Source organism: Emticicia agri, assembly GCF_004168285.1.
GTDB classification, from domain to species: domain Bacteria; phylum Bacteroidota; class Bacteroidia; order Cytophagales; family Spirosomataceae; genus Emticicia; species Emticicia agri.
This window is the reverse complement of sequence record NZ_SEWF01000029.1, coordinates 54,163-69,207: the sequence shown is the minus strand read 5'-3', so window position 1 is coordinate 69,207 and position 15,045 is coordinate 54,163. Positions and strand designations below refer to the sequence as shown.

Genomic DNA, 15,045 nt, shown 5'->3' with positions numbered 1-15,045 from the left:
TCATATTCCCAGAAATCATTCAGGAAATTTGATGAACCATCGTTTCCTGTGCCGAAGTAACCTTTACTACCAATTGAAAAACCGACTGCATCATATCGGCCTGTACCGCCAAAATTGGCTTTTTGGGTCCAGGCATTGGCACCTTGATCATATTCCCAGAAATCATTATTGGCATTGGCCATTCCGATATAGCCTTTGCTACCAATCGAAAATCCAATGGCATTACTTCTGGCACTACCGCCAAAATTGGCTTTCTGTGTCCAAGCCTCTGCAGAGGGGGCAGGCACATCAAAGCCACAAAGTTTTTGCCAACTACCATTCTGATAGACATTGAAACAGTTTTCATCACTGTTAAAAATCAATTGCCCATTGGTTGGCGTAGCTATGGCATTTCGGCTGGCAGTAGTTAAACGAGGCACATAAATACCGTCGGTAGCTATTGTCCCTGACTGGGCAGCAAGGTCGCCTAAACTCAGTAGAGAAAGGGTGAATAGAGAAAGAAATAAAATTTTTTTCATTGTTATTTAAGTTTTAACAAGTGCTTGATTTCGGTAATGGTAAGCGTTGGAGGCATTTCTCCTTTAGCAATCTTTGATGATGCTAACCTGGCTATCTTTTTGGCATCCTGTTCATTTTTGAATGGCTGATTGCCCTCTAACGCAGGTATCATGGGTTGATTGACCAGTAATTTGTAGCGCATATATAACTTGTAACCCCAGCCCTTAGGTTGAGGATAGGTTTCATATTGCAGGCTGTCGTTATAAGCATATAAAATACCGTAATCCTGGTTTTTGGGTACAGGCTGTTTGGGTTTTTGTGCCGATGCACCCAACACCACACAGAAGCAAAACAGGAAAAAAAATACTATCTTCATGGTTTATCGAATCGTCTTAAACTTCACTAATTTACTTTAAATGCTATGGCATCAAGGCTTAAAAGTGTATTACCTCCACTCATGATTTTTACATCACCATTCGGATATACATCTACTCTACCCAAAGCTGTAGCGCTATTGGTAACCGCAAACATCAGGATTTCGGTAGGACGGTAGCCGACAGGAAGATTAAATAAAGTGGTACCACTGGCGGCTGTTCCGTTTTTAATGGTTCCTTTGAGTTTTACTCTCGATTCTTTGTCTTTGGCATATCCGGCGGCTTCATAGGTTGGTGTACTATAATTCACCCAACTATTCAGTAAGGTAGGCGCAATAAAATTTTCGGGATTGAGTTTGCCGCTAACACTAACATCACCCGTAAGAGTCAGATTTCCGGCTATGTTTCCCGAGCCATCTAATTGTACTAATTGATTCGGGCCATTGAACACATTGCCTTGAGTAGTTATTCCTTTGAATATGGTATTAGGGTCGAAAGCCCAGAAATCATTTCTTAAAACCCCATCAAACCCTGTTCCTATGTAGCCAATCCCATTAATTGAAAAGCCAGTGGCTCCATTTCTTGGTGTACCACCAAAATTTGCCATTTGAGTCCATGTATCTGCCATAGGTTCGTATTCCCAAAAACTATTGCGTTTTTCTGAATTGAAACTATATCCGGTTCCGACATACCCCTTATTTCCAATCGAAAAACCAACTGCATCTGCGTACGCATTTCCCGGATAATAAGCTTTTTGTACCCAGGTATTAGAAACAGGATTAAATTCCCAAAAATCAGCCACCATACTAAATCCGTTAGGAAGAACCCCCATGCCAACATAGCCCTTGGTACCTATGGCAAGGCCAACGGCATTCGCACGAAATTGTGCAGGAAAAACGGCTCTTTGTGTCCAGGTATCAGCGGCCGGGTCATATTCCCATAAGTCATTGAGATAAGTATTTTTGTCAAGACTTCCCAATCCTATGTATCCTTTAGTCCCAATCGAAAAACCTACAGCACCGTTTCTGACAGTATTTCCGGGAAGACTCGCCTTTTCTGTCCAGCTATTGGTTGAAGGGTCATATTCCCATAAATCTTTTCTATTTACAAAATTGGCATTGAGTATTCCTTCATTGCCTGTGCCAATATATCCTTTATTAGCTATTGAGAAACCAACAGCTTCTTGCCTTGCACTCCCACCAAAGTCGGCTTTTTGCGTCCATACGAATGTTGTTGGGTCATATTCCCAAAAATCTTTAGTAAAATTCTGACCAGTAGTACCTGTTCCAATATAACCTTTATTGCCAATTGAAAAACCAACGGCCCTACTTCTGCCACTACCACCAACATTACTTTTTTGTATCCAGAAATCAGGTACCAATACATCAAATCCAATGAGCTTTCCCCATGTACCGTTCTGATAGACATTGAAACAATTATCATCAGTATTATAAATCATTTGCCCGTTAGCGGGTGTAGCAATCGCATTACGTTCTGCTGTGGTCAGTTGTGGGACATACACGCCTTCGGTAGTGATGGTGCCTGACTGTGCATATAAATGCTGTTTCCCAACAAGAGAAAATAGTATCAGAGAAAATAGAATGATTCTTTTCATTACAAATTGAGTTTTAAATTTAGCCATAATTGTAATTTAATACGACTCGGGCAATTCTGGAATGATTTCCAATTGCCTCGTATTAATTTGCCTTGAATGAAATACCATCAAGACTCAGAAAAGTATTTCCACCACTGATAATTTTTACATCACCATTAGGAAAAATATCTACTCTGCCGTAAGAAGCACCGTTAAGCACTGCAAAAACCGAGATTTCGGCCGGACGATAGCCCACAGGAAGATTGAAAAGAACCGTAGAACTGGTAGTTGTACCATCTTTGATGATTCCCTTCAGATATACGAGCGATTTTTTGTCTTTATAAAAGGCGGCAGCGGCATAGGTAGGGGCATCATAATTAACCCAGCTATTGATAAGTGAAGCAGCCGTAAAACTTTCTATATTCTGTAACTGCCCTCCGATATTCAGGTTACCTGTAATTGACAGATTGGCCGGAATACTCCCTGAACCATCTAATTTTACCAACTGATTAGGCCCGTTAAAATCGTTGCCCTGTTGGGTCATTGTGGTATAAGGTGTTGGCGTTGGGTTATACTCATAGAAATCTTTTTTAGGTGCGCCGTCGCTCCCTGTACCGATATACGCTTTGCTACCAATGGCAAAACCAACGGCAAATCTGCGGGCAGATCCGGTAAAGGCTGGTTTTGAAGCCCAGGTATTCGCCACAGGGTCATACTCGAAGAAATCATTTTTAGCTGCGCCATCGTAGCCTGTTCCTACATATCCTTTAGTACCCATCGGAAAACCAACGGCATACTCACGGGCACTGCCTGAAAAGTTAGCTTTTTGTGTCCAGGTGTTGGCAGTAGCGTCATATTCCCAGAAATCGTTTGTGTAAATGGTGTTGTTGAAACCTGTGCCGATATAACCTTTGGTGTCTATCGCAAAAGCAAAGGCACCGTATCTTACACCACCCCCAAAATCGGCTTTTTGTGTCCAGCCGTTAGCGGTAGGGTCATATTCAAAAAAGTCGCTTCGGGCTGTTCCTGCACCATTGTTTCCAGTGCCGATATACCCTTTGCTACCAATAGCAAACCCAACCGCACTTTGTCTGGGTGTACCTATAAAATCGGCCTTTTGTGTCCAGGTGTTGTTAGTAGGGTTATACTCCCAGAAATCGGCTTTATATCCATCCACATTATTATAGCCTGTACCCACATATCCTTTGCCACTCATAGCAAAACCTACCGCCGCATATCGGCCACCACCGGGTAAAGTAGCTTTTTGGGTCCATGAGTTGGTGTCAGGGTTATATTCCCATAGGTCGGCTTTATAAGTTCCGGCATCATATCCGGTTCCTATATATCCTTTGCTGCCAATGGTGAAACCAACGGCACTTTGTCGGGTACTTCCACCTAAATCGGTTTTCTTTGTCCAGTAGTCAATCGAGTAAGGTATATCGTAGCCACAGAGTTTTTGCCAGGTTCCGGCACGATAGAAGTTAAAGCAGTCATCGTCGGTGTTGTAAATCATTTGCCCATCGGTTGGCGAGGCAATGGCATTACGATTTGCTGTTGACAGGCGCGGTACATATACGCCATTGGTCTGGATAATGCCTGTTTGAGCAAACAAGTCTCCTATTCCCATCAAAGGGAATATAATCAGCGCAATTAGTAGAATTTTTCTCATTACTTATGAGTTTTACAGGTTTTGGATTAACAAATATACTATGGAGGGAAAAATCCCTCTTTTTATTTTCAGGGGTGTTAGTCAGGTTACAATAACACTCTCGTTTTCAGGCTTGAAGAGCAATTTCCGTTCGAAACCAGGTTTTACCGATTGGGGTAATGGTAACTGATAAGGCAGGCACAATAGATACGCCCATTCAATTAACAGAGAACGGGTATCATAGCGCATACTATCAATACGGGTGTCTTGATTTTTGGGTATCAACTGCGTTTGTTTTGATGCAAATAATGCAGGTAACAAACCGGAATAGAAGAATAGCGTACAAGTCACATTCATAGGCCTTTTGAGGGTTAATAGCCACAACACTCATTCAAGAATATTTTTTCTACAGTAGGTTAGTATTCCGAACAATCAGATTGTTTTTTCAAAGCACCTTATCATCGCAAAACAAACGATAAATATAGTAAAACAAGATTATATGTCTATAAAAAGTATAATATTTCTTTTGAAAGTTGATTAAATGGTCAATTTTCTAAAAAACTGAGGGAGACAAACAACACAAAAGCCCTGCCAATTGGCAGGGCTTAAGCAGTATTTTTAACTGCAAACAATCTTAGTTACAATACTCACGGATTACATTATAAGCGGCTGAGTAACCTAACTCACCTGCACGGCTCAGGTCGTAGCAACCGCCGTTATCGTCGCCTAAAGCGTGTTTAATGATGCCTCTTACATAAAAAGCCTCGCCATATTTCGGGTTTAATTTAATGGCGTTCGAACAATCTTGCAATGCTTCTTTCTGCGCACCTGTTGACGAACGCACAAAGCCACGGTAGAAATAGGCTTCGGCATAAGTCGGGTTCAGTTCAATAGATTTATTCAAATCATTAATGGCACCTTTGGCATCACCGTTTCTGAACTTGGCTACACTACGGCTGTAATAGGCTTCTGAACGGTCGTCTGAAAATTCGTTGATTTTGCCTTTTTCCTGTACTACATTGCGTAGTTCGTCTAAAATGTTTTTAGTGATACGGCCTGTATAAACCACTTTCGAATCAATGTTTACGTTATTGATTTCGATGGCTTTTGTCAGGTCGTTGATAGCATCTTTCTGGTTATTCAGTTTGCTGTTGCAAAAACCACGGCCATAATACGCTCTTACATTCTGTGGGTCTAAGGCAATGGCTTTGTCGAAATCGTTAATAGCACCTCTGAAATCATCTATTTTGGTTTTGCTGAACCCACGGTTATATAATGATTCGCTATCTTCGGGATTGAGTTTAATGGCTTCATCAAAATCTTTGATAGAGCCTGTAAAATCGTTGATTCTCAAACGGCTGAAACCACGGCTCGCAAAGGTCTGCGAACGCTTTGGGTTCATATCAATAGCCTTAGTGAAATCTGCAATACTACCGGGATAATCTTCTAAACGTGATTTGCACGCACCACGAGAATAATATGCCTGAAATTTATTGACATCTTCTGTATTTACCTCAATCACTTTAGAAAAATCCTGAATGGCACGGCGGTAATCTAACAATTTGGCTCTGGTAGTGCCTCTGGCCAGATAGGCGGCTGCATCTTCAGGGCTTAATTCAATGGTGCGGTTATAGTCTTGTAATGCGGCTCTGTGGTCTTCCTGTTCGCTTTTGCTTTTGCCACGATACAAATAAGCTAAAGAGTTTTTAGGGTCGAGGTCTATGGTTTTGTCGAAGTCTAAAATAGCCCCACGGTGGTCTTTGAGTTGCTGTTTGGCAAGGCCACGGTTAAAATAACTGCTTGGGTTGTCGGGATTCATGGCAATAGCGGTACTATAAGCCTGCGAAGCGCCTACAAAGTCGCCTGCTTTGCTTTTATTGACACCAATATCAAAATACTCGGAGGCCGTTTGTTGGGCTTGAGCCTGAGAAATAAACAAAACTGCTGTAAGGAAGCACAAAGAAAAAAAACGGTTTTTCATAGAAAATACAAGCGTTTAGGAGGAAGTATATACGAAGCTACTGGAACAAAATATAACCTACAAAGATAAATTTTATGTGCTTTTACTCAATGTTTTTTCTGAAAAGATTTTGTTAAAAAAAGGTTTAAGTTAAATGCTGAACGAAACAGATACACTTGAAAAGTTTCTAAGAATACCATTTAATCAGCAAAACTTAAATTTTATTGCAAAAAACTTGCAGTTTTCAATTGTTTTTTACCAATTTTACTGTAATTAAAGTTTTACCTCGGGTAAAGCCCCTTACTTACGTTGCTAAAAATTTCCTAAATTCATGAAAGTACTTCGTCTTCTGGCAGGCGTGGCTATTGGTATAGTGCTATTCGCCTCATGTAATTCAGCCAAAAAATCTTCACAAGACACAGCGAGCGGTCGTAAAAAAGACCCTGAAGCCGCAGATGCAGCTTTAAAAATCGGAATCATGCTTGATAGACTGGCCACCGACCTGGTAAGTGCTACTACGGGTAAAGCCGATATTTTTCGTACAGGAGAAGGAATTAACATTACTTTTCAGCCGGATTTTTATTTTGAGTCGAGTTCAGAGCAATTGACACCCGATGCCAAGAGTCTGCTGAATGAAGTATCTGGTGTATTGAATCGGTACCCTTATACTGAAGTGTTTATTGAAGGACACGCAGACAGTAGCGGAAATCAGTTGAAAAACAAAAAATTGTCGGAAAGCCGTGCTAAATCGGTCGCTTTATATATGAAGTCGCAGGGAGTAGTGGCCGACAGACTGGCCATAGCCGGATACGGTGCTACCCGCCCCTTAGCCAGTAATGAAACGCCTGAAGGCCGCCGTAAAAACCGTCGGGTATTAGTGAAAATCAGAGCTAATGAGAAAAAGTTTTTAGCTTCAAAAATTCAGATTGCAAGTAAATAGATTTGCCTTTAGTTTTTTGTTGAGGTTTTCAATTTTTTAAAGAGCGACAGGGTTTGTCGCTCTTTTTTGTTTAGGAGATTTAGTTAATAATTTCCTATTTTTTGGGACGCCTTCTTTTGCCAATATCCGTTGATATTTTCGAATAAATAAACTTTCTGATATCCACCAATACCAGCAGACTTATAATTACAGAATATGAGCGCTTTATTCTGATAGAAATAAGGTTTGGAAAACACAATTCTGCTTATAATGAAATCATGGTGTTGATTACTGTCAAACACAAAACTAAAAAAACTCCCTTTAGCTTGTTTTGAATCGACTCTCATAGGTGTTTTCAAAGTTTTGATAATATTAATACTATCTTTTTTATCAAAATATTCTCCAAAAGGAAGTGTATAGTAATTAGCATGTCTAAAGCCGTTTCGTTCAATGAAAATACTATCTATCTCAAAATAACCTATTGAGCCTTTCTTTTTCAAATACTTTTCTTTAATTGCTTCTATGGTTTCCTCTGTTTTCTCATTAATTTTTTTAATTTCCTTATTTGATTTTGCTAAGTGATTAATTGGACCTGTTTGTTTGTAATAATTTTCAACGGTTATCTGATATTCTTTTTCATTGGCTAAATAAAATCCAACGAAGTCATTAGTAACTATTTCTTCAAAAAAATCAGCATAAAAGCCATGAGAAATACGTGAAGGGTCAGATTGGCAGGATAATAGTACTACCAACCAAGCTACAGATAGTAGTGGTTTCATTGAATGTAATGGTTTTGTGTTAAGAGAACATTTATTATTTGCCTATGGGCAATTAAATATAAAACAAAACCATCACTCTGTCAACTTTATTTGCACAGTCGATTATTTGAAGGATCTAAAGGAAGACATTTATTAGCTGTCTATTGCCAAGCCCCCAAAATAGCGCCTGATGCCAATAAAGTCATTAGAACGGAACCGGAAGTCATCAAGAAAAATCCTATAGAATAGGCCTGAAAGGCATACATAGGGGCCAATACGGCTGCAACAAAGCCTACCCATATAAAAGCCCCGAATTTAAGACCCTCAATCAATGTAGTATAACCTAATTTTTTCATGAGCCATGCCAGTACGAATGCTAATACAAAATTTCCGATTAGTTGCATGGCAGACGCTTGTAAGGCAGTAGGCCCTTTGTCCATTTCTTCTTTGGTTTTTCCTAATGCCTCGGCATAAGGTTTAAAGAATAGGACCATAAACCATACATAACTCAATAGCAGGCTGACAACGGCTGAAGTGCCAACGGCTAAATAATTGATTGATTCTTTCATAAATTGTGTGTTTGAATGATTCAATCAATATAACAAAATTGTAGGGGTTTGGTTAAGAGGATTTTTTTATCTTAGATTTCTATATTTGATATTTGCCAAAATCTAAGTTTATTGAAGATTCCATATTTGGAAGGCTTTTACTTTTTTTACCGGAAAAAAAGTAAACAAAAAAGCCGGCATCATTTAAACTCGTACAATTAAAAATCTGTAAAATTCTCTATATTCTCATTGTCATTACCTCGATTTTTAATCGTACTCAAACAGGAAATGATGTTTTAAGGTTACAATTTTAGTTGTTATTAGTAGAGACAAAGGCATTGCCTTGTCTCCTTCTGGATATAATCCTTCTTGTGATTTAGAAACTGTTTGAGTTAATCTTGTTGAATTAAAAAAGTCGATTTTTGTTCAATATTTAACTCAAACAGTTTCTTATTCTGTCGAAAAGATTTTAAAAGCTGATGCCCAGTCATAGACAGCAAATAATTATTCTACAAAAACAACTGCCCGATGCCAAATAGCAACACAAATGCTAAAGTTGATAACGACATTTGTTTGAGCATAGGGTCGGGGTTGGGCAGTTTTGATACTTTGATGCCGTTGATAAAAAACAAGGGGAAGCATAGCACATAAAGAATAGCATATTGTTCTTTTATGATGCTGAACAATAGAATGCTTACCATACCTGCAATGAGCAGAAACCAGTGGTATCTGATAGCAGTGGCACGACCTAAACGAGCCGGAATAGTCTTTTTACCTGCACGGGTATCTGATTCAATATCCCGTATATTATTGATATTCAGTACTCCGGTAGCGAAGAAACCACAACTCAGGGCCGGCAGAAGATTTGCCCAGTCGAAAGTTTTGGTGTATAGGTAATTGCTTCCTAAAACGCCCACTAAACCAAAGAATATCAGAACCGATATATCGCCTAAACCTGCATAGCCATAGGGTTTTTTGCCTGCCGTATAGGTATAAGCCGCCAGCATACATAACAAACCCAACCCTAAAAAGCCCCAGAATTGATTGGCAGCGGCATCTTTGAAAGCAAAATATAAAAGCGAAATACCAAAAACAAGACAGATAATGGCCAATACAATAATGCCATTGAGCATTTGCTTAGGGGTAATAGCTCCCGACTGAACAGCTCTTTGCGGCCCTACACGTCCGGCAAGGTCGGCACCATTCTGGGTATCGCCATAGTCGTTGGCAAAGTTTGAGAGTATTTGCAGGGCAATGGTGGTAAGGCAACAGAAGGCAAAAATAAGCCAGTTGAATTGTCCGGCAGAGGCCGCTAAGAAACTCCCCATCAGGATACTTGATAAGGACAAAGGTAGTGTTCGGGGACGGGCAGCAGAGAGCCAGTTTTTCATAAGAACAAACGTATAAATTGACAAAAGAGCAAACGAACATTCACTCCTGTGCAAAATTAAGTAAATACAGTCAATATTGCGTTTTTCTGTCAATAAAATAGCAAGTCAGGGTTATTGTAAGTACAGCATTGGCTATATTCATATAGCTTGTCCTGAATAGGGTTAATCGCCTGACTAACGGAAGTAAAAAAGTGTCCTGACAAAAGTTTATTACATAGTAACAGACTTTTGTCAGGACATTCATGATATAAATTCCAACAATTAAATACCTACGGCTTTTTTAAATTCTTCGTCGCCAGGTTTTACTTTAGAATTGAAGAAATTAGTCAGTTCGCCTTTTTCATTAATTACGTATTTGCAGAAGTTCCAGGTTGGGGCGCTGTCGTTCCATCCATTCTGGTCTTTGTGGCTTAACCATTGGTAAAGCGGGTGTTGGTCTTCGCCTGTTACACTCACTTTCTCTAACATCTGGAAAGTAACCCCGTAATTTTTTTCGCAGAAAGCAGCAATTTCATCGTTTGTACCCGGCTCTTGCGATTTAAAGTTATTAGCCGGAATTCCCAATACTACAATCTTGTCGCCGTATTGTTTATGGAATGCCTGCCAGTCTGCATATTGTGGGGTATAACCACATTTTGAGGCTACATTGAGCACCACTACTTTTTTGCCTTTATACTTGCTGAAATCGATGGTTTGTTTGCCATCAAGCGATTTCAATGAGTAATCGTAGAACGAACCTTTGGCTTCGGCAGAGGCCGGGCGGTTTAATCCGATATTACCGTAGATATTTCTGATAGCACGGAAGCTCATGGCTCCGACAATGGTGATAAGGGCTAATACTGCTAAAATCAGGGTCTTTTTCATTTGATAGAATTGTTTACGTTGCAACGTTTAGATTGAAAGATTCAGGTATTACATTCTGTTTGGTACTTCTATGCCTAATAACGCAGTTGCTTTGCGAATTGTTTCCGAAACCAGTTTTATTAATGCCAGACGAAATTTTTGTATCTCACCATCAGGTTCGTTCATGATAGAAACCTGACTATAATAGTGATTAAATGTTTTCGCCAGTTCGTAACAGTAATTCGCAATGACCGATGGCGCATATTCATCTCCGGCTTTTTTTACTGCGGCCGGATAATCACTCAATACAAAAATCAGTTCAGCTTCTGTTTTTTCAATAGCCACAGGTTTTACCTTTTCATCGAGAACAATACCCTGAGAAGCTGCCTTCCGCAATATAGAGCAAATACGTGCATGGGTATATTGTATAAACGGACCCGTGTTACCTTGAAAATCGATTGATTCGGCCGGATTAAACAACATTTTCTTTTTAGGCTCTACTTTCAGTAAGAAGTATTTCAGGGCTCCTAAAGCAATTTGTTGAAACAACTGATTGGCTTCTTCCTGCGTAAATCCATCTATTTTGCTCCGCTCACTGGTTGACGAACTGGCCGTTTCTATCATTTCAGCCACTAAATCATCGGCATCAACCACAGTACCTTCGCGCGATTTCATTTTTCCTTCGGGCAACTCAACCATGCCGTAGCTGAGGTGATAGCAGCCGTCGGCATACGTACGGCCGAGTTTTTTCATGATGGCAAACAATACCTGAAAATGGTAATCCTGCTCATTGCCTACTACCCAAATTGCCTTGCTGATAGGGTAGTCCGCAAATTTTAAATCGGTGGTTCCGAGGTCTTGCGTAATATATACCGAAGTACCATCGGCACGAAGTACCAGTTTTTCGTCAAGTCCTTCTTCTTTTAAATCTATCCATACACTGCCATTCTCTTTTTTGAAGAATACGCCATTGGCCAGCCCTTCTTCTACAATATCTTTACCCAGCAGATAGGTGTTCGATTCATAATAGGTTTTATCAAAAGATACGCCTATTTTCTGATAAGTTTCGTTAAAACCTGCAAATACCCAGTCGTTCATTTTGCGCCACAGGGCTACGGTTTCTTCATCGCCTTGTTCCCATTTAATCAGCATTTCTTGTACGGCTTTTATGGCTGGCGCATTCTTTTTAGCCTCGTCTTCGCTCATGCCTCCCTGTATCAGGGTTGCCATTTCGCTCTTGTAATGCTTATCAAAAATCACGTAATATTTACCTGCCAGATGGTCGCCTTTCAGACCTGATGATTCAGGAGTTTCGCCATTGCCAAATTGCTGATAGGCCCACATAGACTTACAGATATGTACGCCACGGTCGTTTACCAGACAGGTTTTTACAACCTCATATCCGTTGGCTTCTACTATTTTAGCAACCGAAGAGCCTAAAAAGTTATTTCTTAAATGTCCTAAATGGAGAGGTTTGTTGGTATTGGGCGACGAATACTCTACCATTACCGATTGGTTATTTTTAGGCAGTACCCCAAAGTTTTTATCAGCTAAAATGCCATTCAGTACATCAAACCATACTTCATCGGCCAGCACCAGATTCAGAAAGCCCTGTACTACATTATAGCTTTTAATATAAGTTGTGTTGGTTTTCAGGTATTCTGCAATGGCATTGGCAATATCGACAGGGCTTTTTCGGAGTTGTTTTACCAAAGGGAAAACCACATAGGTATAATTCCCTTCAAAGTCACTCTTGGTGGGTTGTAAAACTACTTCTTCCTCAATCTGAAACAGGGCAGATAGTGCTTGCTTGATAGCAGATTTTAATGATAATTCGATATTCATAGATTGTGAACTGCGCTTCTGACAGAAGCCTGTTTTTTTTGCAAAAGTAAAGTTTTTTCCTCAATTAAATGGGTGTTTATGAAAAGTGTTGATGTCTGAATGGGATTTTTAATTTGAATCAGAGAAATTTTACCCGGTAGGGGTTCAAAATTTTGAACCCCTACAACCTTAATTACCAACCGATAAAATTTCTGAACTGGCCTGTTTCCAGCCATGTACCAACCGATAAAATAATGAAGCGATAATGCCACTGATTTGTAAAACGGATGAATTATGCCCGTAGTTTTGAACAGTTTTTTATAGAAGCATTACTAAAATTATGAAATCGTTATTAAGAATTTTTACCATTTCTTTATTGAGTATGGGTGCTTTTGCGCAGAGCGTAACCATTCTACCGTCGGGTATTACTCCGGCTACGGCGAGCACTATACCTACATTAACCAACGAACAGATTGAGGCTTTGCCATCGCCTGCTTTCGGCACATTGGTAAATGATATAACCTTTAAATGTTTCCGGTTTTATGATGGCAAATCGTGGGCAAAATTGCTGACTAATAAAGATGCCCATACTAACTCAATGAAGGCCTGGGAAGAAGGTGGGTCAAACATGGAAAAAGGCATGGATATAGGCGTGGATGCCAACGGAAATATCTTCGTAACAGGGGTGATTCATGGTTCATCTAAATTCGGGACTAAAGTGATATTAGGCCCCGATAATGATAATGTTTTTCTGGCCAAGTATGATAAAAATGGCACTTTTCTTTGGGCAAGAACCGGAGGAGGTAATGGCGATGATGAGGTAACGGCTTTGGCAATAGACAAAAATGGTAATGTTTATCTGACAGGTCGTTTTGAAGAAACTGCCACTTTTGGTAATTATACTGTAGAGAGTGGCGGAAATAAAGATATTTTTATAATCAAGTATAATACAAACGGGGATATTGAGTGGTTACAAAAAGCAGGTGGCACCGGAAACGAGCGGAGCAGGTGTATATTAACTAATGCTGTAGGAGATATATATGTAACAGGAAACTTTCAAGAGACTGCTTTCTTCAATGGGCAGTCGGCTGTAAGCGCAGGAGAGGATGATATTTTTCTGGCTAAATATAGCAGTGCAGGAGTTATTCAATGGGTAAAAAGAGTGGGTGGAATAGAGGACGATGATTCTAAGGGATTGGCTATTGATGGTCAGGGAAATTTATACATGACAGGTGGATTTCGTAATGTCATTAGTTTTGGTACTACATTCATGACCAGTGCAGGTCTGGCTGATGTTTTTGTCGCAAAATATGAGGTGGCAATCAATAAATGGGTCTGGGCGAAGAGAATGGGAGGCGAATTTTATGATGAAGGAACGGATGTTGCAGTGGGGAATGATGGGGGCGTGATTGTAACAGGTGCTTTTAGGGGTACGGCTAATATTCTTGGTAAAAGCAAAGGTGAAGAGGATATCTTTTTAGCCAGATTTGTTTCGACAGGAGAGATAACATGGCTAAAAAGAGAAGGAGGAGACAATAATGAAAGCGATCCAAAACTTGGTATAGATGCTAATAATAATATTTATCTCACTGGTGTTTTTTATGGTAATCATTTTACTACTATTAGCAATAGTATTTTTGCAGGCAAGCCAGCATACGATTTTTTTATTGCTAAATATAACTCAGACGGCGTGAATCAATGGGTACAACAGATAGGAGATGGGGAAGAGGAGTTTCCTGTTAATCTGAGCGTTGGTGCAAACAATAATGTTTATATAACCGGATGGTTTGAGAATGCCTTTCAAATGGGTAATAACTCACTAAAAAGTGCCGGAGATACCGATATTTTTATTACGAGAATAAAAGATTAAAAAGGGTTAATTATAGGATAAAAGTGAAACAAAGGTTTCGGAATTTCCGAAGCCTTTTTTATTGATATAAGGCACGATTGAATTATATTTGAGCAGATAGTCTCCAACTCATGCAACAAAAACGCTTATACGCCTTTCTGATAGATTTTCTGATTGCTACGGTCCCCGCAGCTTTGCTGATGGACGTAGAGATTTTTGCATGGAAACTTGATTTTGAGACAGCCATTTACCCTCCGTTGGGGTTAATCATGATTCTGCTCATTTTAAAAGATGTCAGAAAAGGACAGAGTCCGGGCAAGTATTTCATGGGCTTAGTTGTAGAGAACAAATCAGGTCAGTCAGCTAACTTTATTTTAAGAAATATCAGTCTGCTATTGTTGCCTGTTGAGGGTTTCATCTGGTTGGTTTTTGATAAACGCATGGGTGATATTTTATGCAGAACTGAGGTAATAGCCGCAGAACAGACAACCATTAAAAGAAGTACCGAATTGCTGGCAGGTATTTTTGTAATTCTGTTGGTACTATACCTATCGGTTACCAATTTATTAGGTTTATATATCCGCCAGAAACAGGAATATATCCTGACAGAAGCCTTTGTGTTTGGTAGTAAAGCCATACAGGAAAAAACAGGTGAGGTGATAAAAATGGGTAAAATACCACGCTACAATATCAGCAAACGGGACGGACAGACCCATGTGCGTATAGAAACAAAGGTCTATGGCAAAAAAGAAAACGCTGATTTGATTATATTTTTAACCAAAAAAGAAGGTGGAGAATGGGTAGTGCAGGATTATAAGTATGCTGAGAAGTAGGAAGGA

At 39.7% G+C, this 15,045-nt stretch carries 14 protein-coding genes; 3 read left to right on the top strand and 11 right to left on the bottom strand.

Annotated elements, in window-relative coordinates; translation table 11 throughout:
- The 6 genes from EWM59_RS18255 to EWM59_RS18230 form a co-directional block, all read right to left on the bottom strand.
- A partial coding sequence (locus EWM59_RS18255; RefSeq protein WP_510186006.1) for a phage tail-like protein occupies positions 1 to 518 on the bottom strand: 518 nt, incomplete at its 3' end.
- A 2-nt stretch (positions 519 to 520) separates the two neighbouring features.
- A complete protein-coding gene (locus EWM59_RS18250) occupies positions 521 to 874 on the bottom strand; it encodes a DUF4907 domain-containing protein (protein WP_130022693.1) in 354 nt (117 codons plus the stop codon).
- Positions 875 to 900: 26 nt separating this feature from the next.
- Positions 901 to 2,487, bottom strand: coding sequence for a Kelch repeat-containing protein (locus EWM59_RS18245; protein WP_165372217.1), 1,587 nt, complete (start codon positions 2,485 to 2,487; stop codon positions 901 to 903).
- A gap of 82 nt (positions 2,488 to 2,569) precedes the next feature.
- Entirely contained in the window at positions 2,570 to 4,135 is a 1,566-nt protein-coding gene (locus EWM59_RS18240) for a Kelch repeat-containing protein (protein WP_130022691.1), read from the bottom strand.
- A gap of 81 nt (positions 4,136 to 4,216) precedes the next feature.
- Positions 4,217 to 4,471: a hypothetical protein gene (locus EWM59_RS18235; protein ID WP_130022690.1), complete on the bottom strand. Its 255-nt coding sequence runs from the start codon at positions 4,469 to 4,471 to the stop codon at positions 4,217 to 4,219.
- Positions 4,472 to 4,748: 277 nt separating this feature from the next.
- Positions 4,749 to 6,095 carry a tetratricopeptide repeat protein gene (locus EWM59_RS18230; protein ID WP_130022689.1) on the bottom strand — a complete coding sequence of 449 codons (1,347 nt, stop codon included), beginning with the start codon at positions 6,093 to 6,095 and terminating at the stop codon, positions 4,749 to 4,751.
- 310 nt (positions 6,096 to 6,405) lie between these two features.
- On the opposite strand from EWM59_RS18230, the gene EWM59_RS18225 reads away from it, so the two are divergent.
- Complete coding sequence (locus EWM59_RS18225) at positions 6,406 to 7,014, top strand: OmpA family protein (protein ID WP_130022688.1); 609 nt, start codon at positions 6,406 to 6,408, stop codon at positions 7,012 to 7,014.
- An 83-nt stretch (positions 7,015 to 7,097) separates the two neighbouring features.
- On the opposite strand, the gene EWM59_RS18220 is transcribed toward EWM59_RS18225, so the two are convergent.
- The 5 genes from EWM59_RS18220 to argS all read right to left on the bottom strand — a co-directional run bounded on the left by EWM59_RS18220 (position 7,098) and on the right by argS (position 12,378).
- Positions 7,098 to 7,772, bottom strand: coding sequence for a hypothetical protein (locus tag EWM59_RS18220; protein ID WP_130022687.1), 675 nt, complete (start codon positions 7,770 to 7,772; stop codon positions 7,098 to 7,100).
- A 140-nt stretch (positions 7,773 to 7,912) separates the two neighbouring features.
- Positions 7,913 to 8,320 (bottom strand): DUF1761 domain-containing protein, encoded by a 408-nt coding sequence (locus EWM59_RS18215; RefSeq protein WP_130022686.1) that lies wholly within the window; start codon positions 8,318 to 8,320, stop codon positions 7,913 to 7,915.
- A gap of 488 nt (positions 8,321 to 8,808) precedes the next feature.
- A complete protein-coding gene (locus EWM59_RS18210) occupies positions 8,809 to 9,690 on the bottom strand; it encodes a 1,4-dihydroxy-2-naphthoate polyprenyltransferase (protein WP_130022685.1) in 882 nt (293 codons plus the stop codon).
- Between the two features lie 261 nt (positions 9,691 to 9,951).
- Complete coding sequence (locus tag EWM59_RS18205; RefSeq protein WP_130022684.1) at positions 9,952 to 10,554, bottom strand: glutathione peroxidase; 603 nt, start codon at positions 10,552 to 10,554, stop codon at positions 9,952 to 9,954.
- A gap of 48 nt (positions 10,555 to 10,602) precedes the next feature.
- Positions 10,603 to 12,378 carry an arginine--tRNA ligase gene (gene argS, locus EWM59_RS18200; protein WP_130022683.1) on the bottom strand — a complete coding sequence of 592 codons (1,776 nt, stop codon included), beginning with the start codon at positions 12,376 to 12,378 and terminating at the stop codon, positions 10,603 to 10,605.
- Between the two features lie 319 nt (positions 12,379 to 12,697).
- Here argS and EWM59_RS18195 point away from each other — a divergent pair, with 319 nt between their 5' ends.
- Both EWM59_RS18195 and EWM59_RS18190 read left to right on the top strand, forming a co-directional pair.
- Positions 12,698 to 14,227 carry an SBBP repeat-containing protein gene (locus tag EWM59_RS18195; RefSeq protein WP_130022682.1) on the top strand — a complete coding sequence of 510 codons (1,530 nt, stop codon included), beginning with the start codon at positions 12,698 to 12,700 and terminating at the stop codon, positions 14,225 to 14,227.
- Positions 14,228 to 14,337: 110 nt separating this feature from the next.
- On the top strand, positions 14,338 to 15,039 hold the full coding sequence (locus EWM59_RS18190) for an RDD family protein (protein WP_130022681.1): 702 nt from the start codon (positions 14,338 to 14,340) through the stop codon (positions 15,037 to 15,039).
- Positions 15,040 to 15,045: the final 6 nt, after the last annotated feature.

What these genes read in the sequence shown, in the direction of transcription:
- EWM59_RS18250 (WP_130022693.1), bottom strand. Translation starts at nt 874, where the DNA reads ATGAAGATAGTATTTTTTTTCCTGTTTTGCTTCTGTGTGGTGTTGGGT.
- EWM59_RS18245 (WP_165372217.1), bottom strand. Translation starts at nt 2,487, where the DNA reads ATGAAAAGAATCATTCTATTTTCTCTGATACTATTTTCTCTTGTTGGG.
- EWM59_RS18240 (WP_130022691.1), bottom strand. Translation starts at nt 4,135, where the DNA reads ATGAGAAAAATTCTACTAATTGCGCTGATTATATTCCCTTTGATGGGA.
- EWM59_RS18235 (WP_130022690.1), bottom strand. Translation starts at nt 4,471, where the DNA reads ATGAATGTGACTTGTACGCTATTCTTCTATTCCGGTTTGTTACCTGCA.
- EWM59_RS18230 (WP_130022689.1), bottom strand. Translation starts at nt 6,095, where the DNA reads ATGAAAAACCGTTTTTTTTCTTTGTGCTTCCTTACAGCAGTTTTGTTT.
- EWM59_RS18225 (WP_130022688.1), top strand. Translation starts at nt 6,406, where the DNA reads ATGAAAGTACTTCGTCTTCTGGCAGGCGTGGCTATTGGTATAGTGCTA.
- EWM59_RS18220 (WP_130022687.1), bottom strand. Translation starts at nt 7,772, where the DNA reads ATGAAACCACTACTATCTGTAGCTTGGTTGGTAGTACTATTATCCTGC.
- EWM59_RS18215 (WP_130022686.1), bottom strand. Translation starts at nt 8,320, where the DNA reads ATGAAAGAATCAATCAATTATTTAGCCGTTGGCACTTCAGCCGTTGTC.
- EWM59_RS18210 (WP_130022685.1), bottom strand. Translation starts at nt 9,690, where the DNA reads ATGAAAAACTGGCTCTCTGCTGCCCGTCCCCGAACACTACCTTTGTCC.
- EWM59_RS18205 (WP_130022684.1), bottom strand. Translation starts at nt 10,554, where the DNA reads ATGAAAAAGACCCTGATTTTAGCAGTATTAGCCCTTATCACCATTGTC.
- argS (WP_130022683.1), bottom strand. Translation starts at nt 12,378, where the DNA reads ATGAATATCGAATTATCATTAAAATCTGCTATCAAGCAAGCACTATCT.
- EWM59_RS18195 (WP_130022682.1), top strand. Translation starts at nt 12,698, where the DNA reads ATGAAATCGTTATTAAGAATTTTTACCATTTCTTTATTGAGTATGGGT.
- EWM59_RS18190 (WP_130022681.1), top strand. Translation starts at nt 14,338, where the DNA reads ATGCAACAAAAACGCTTATACGCCTTTCTGATAGATTTTCTGATTGCT.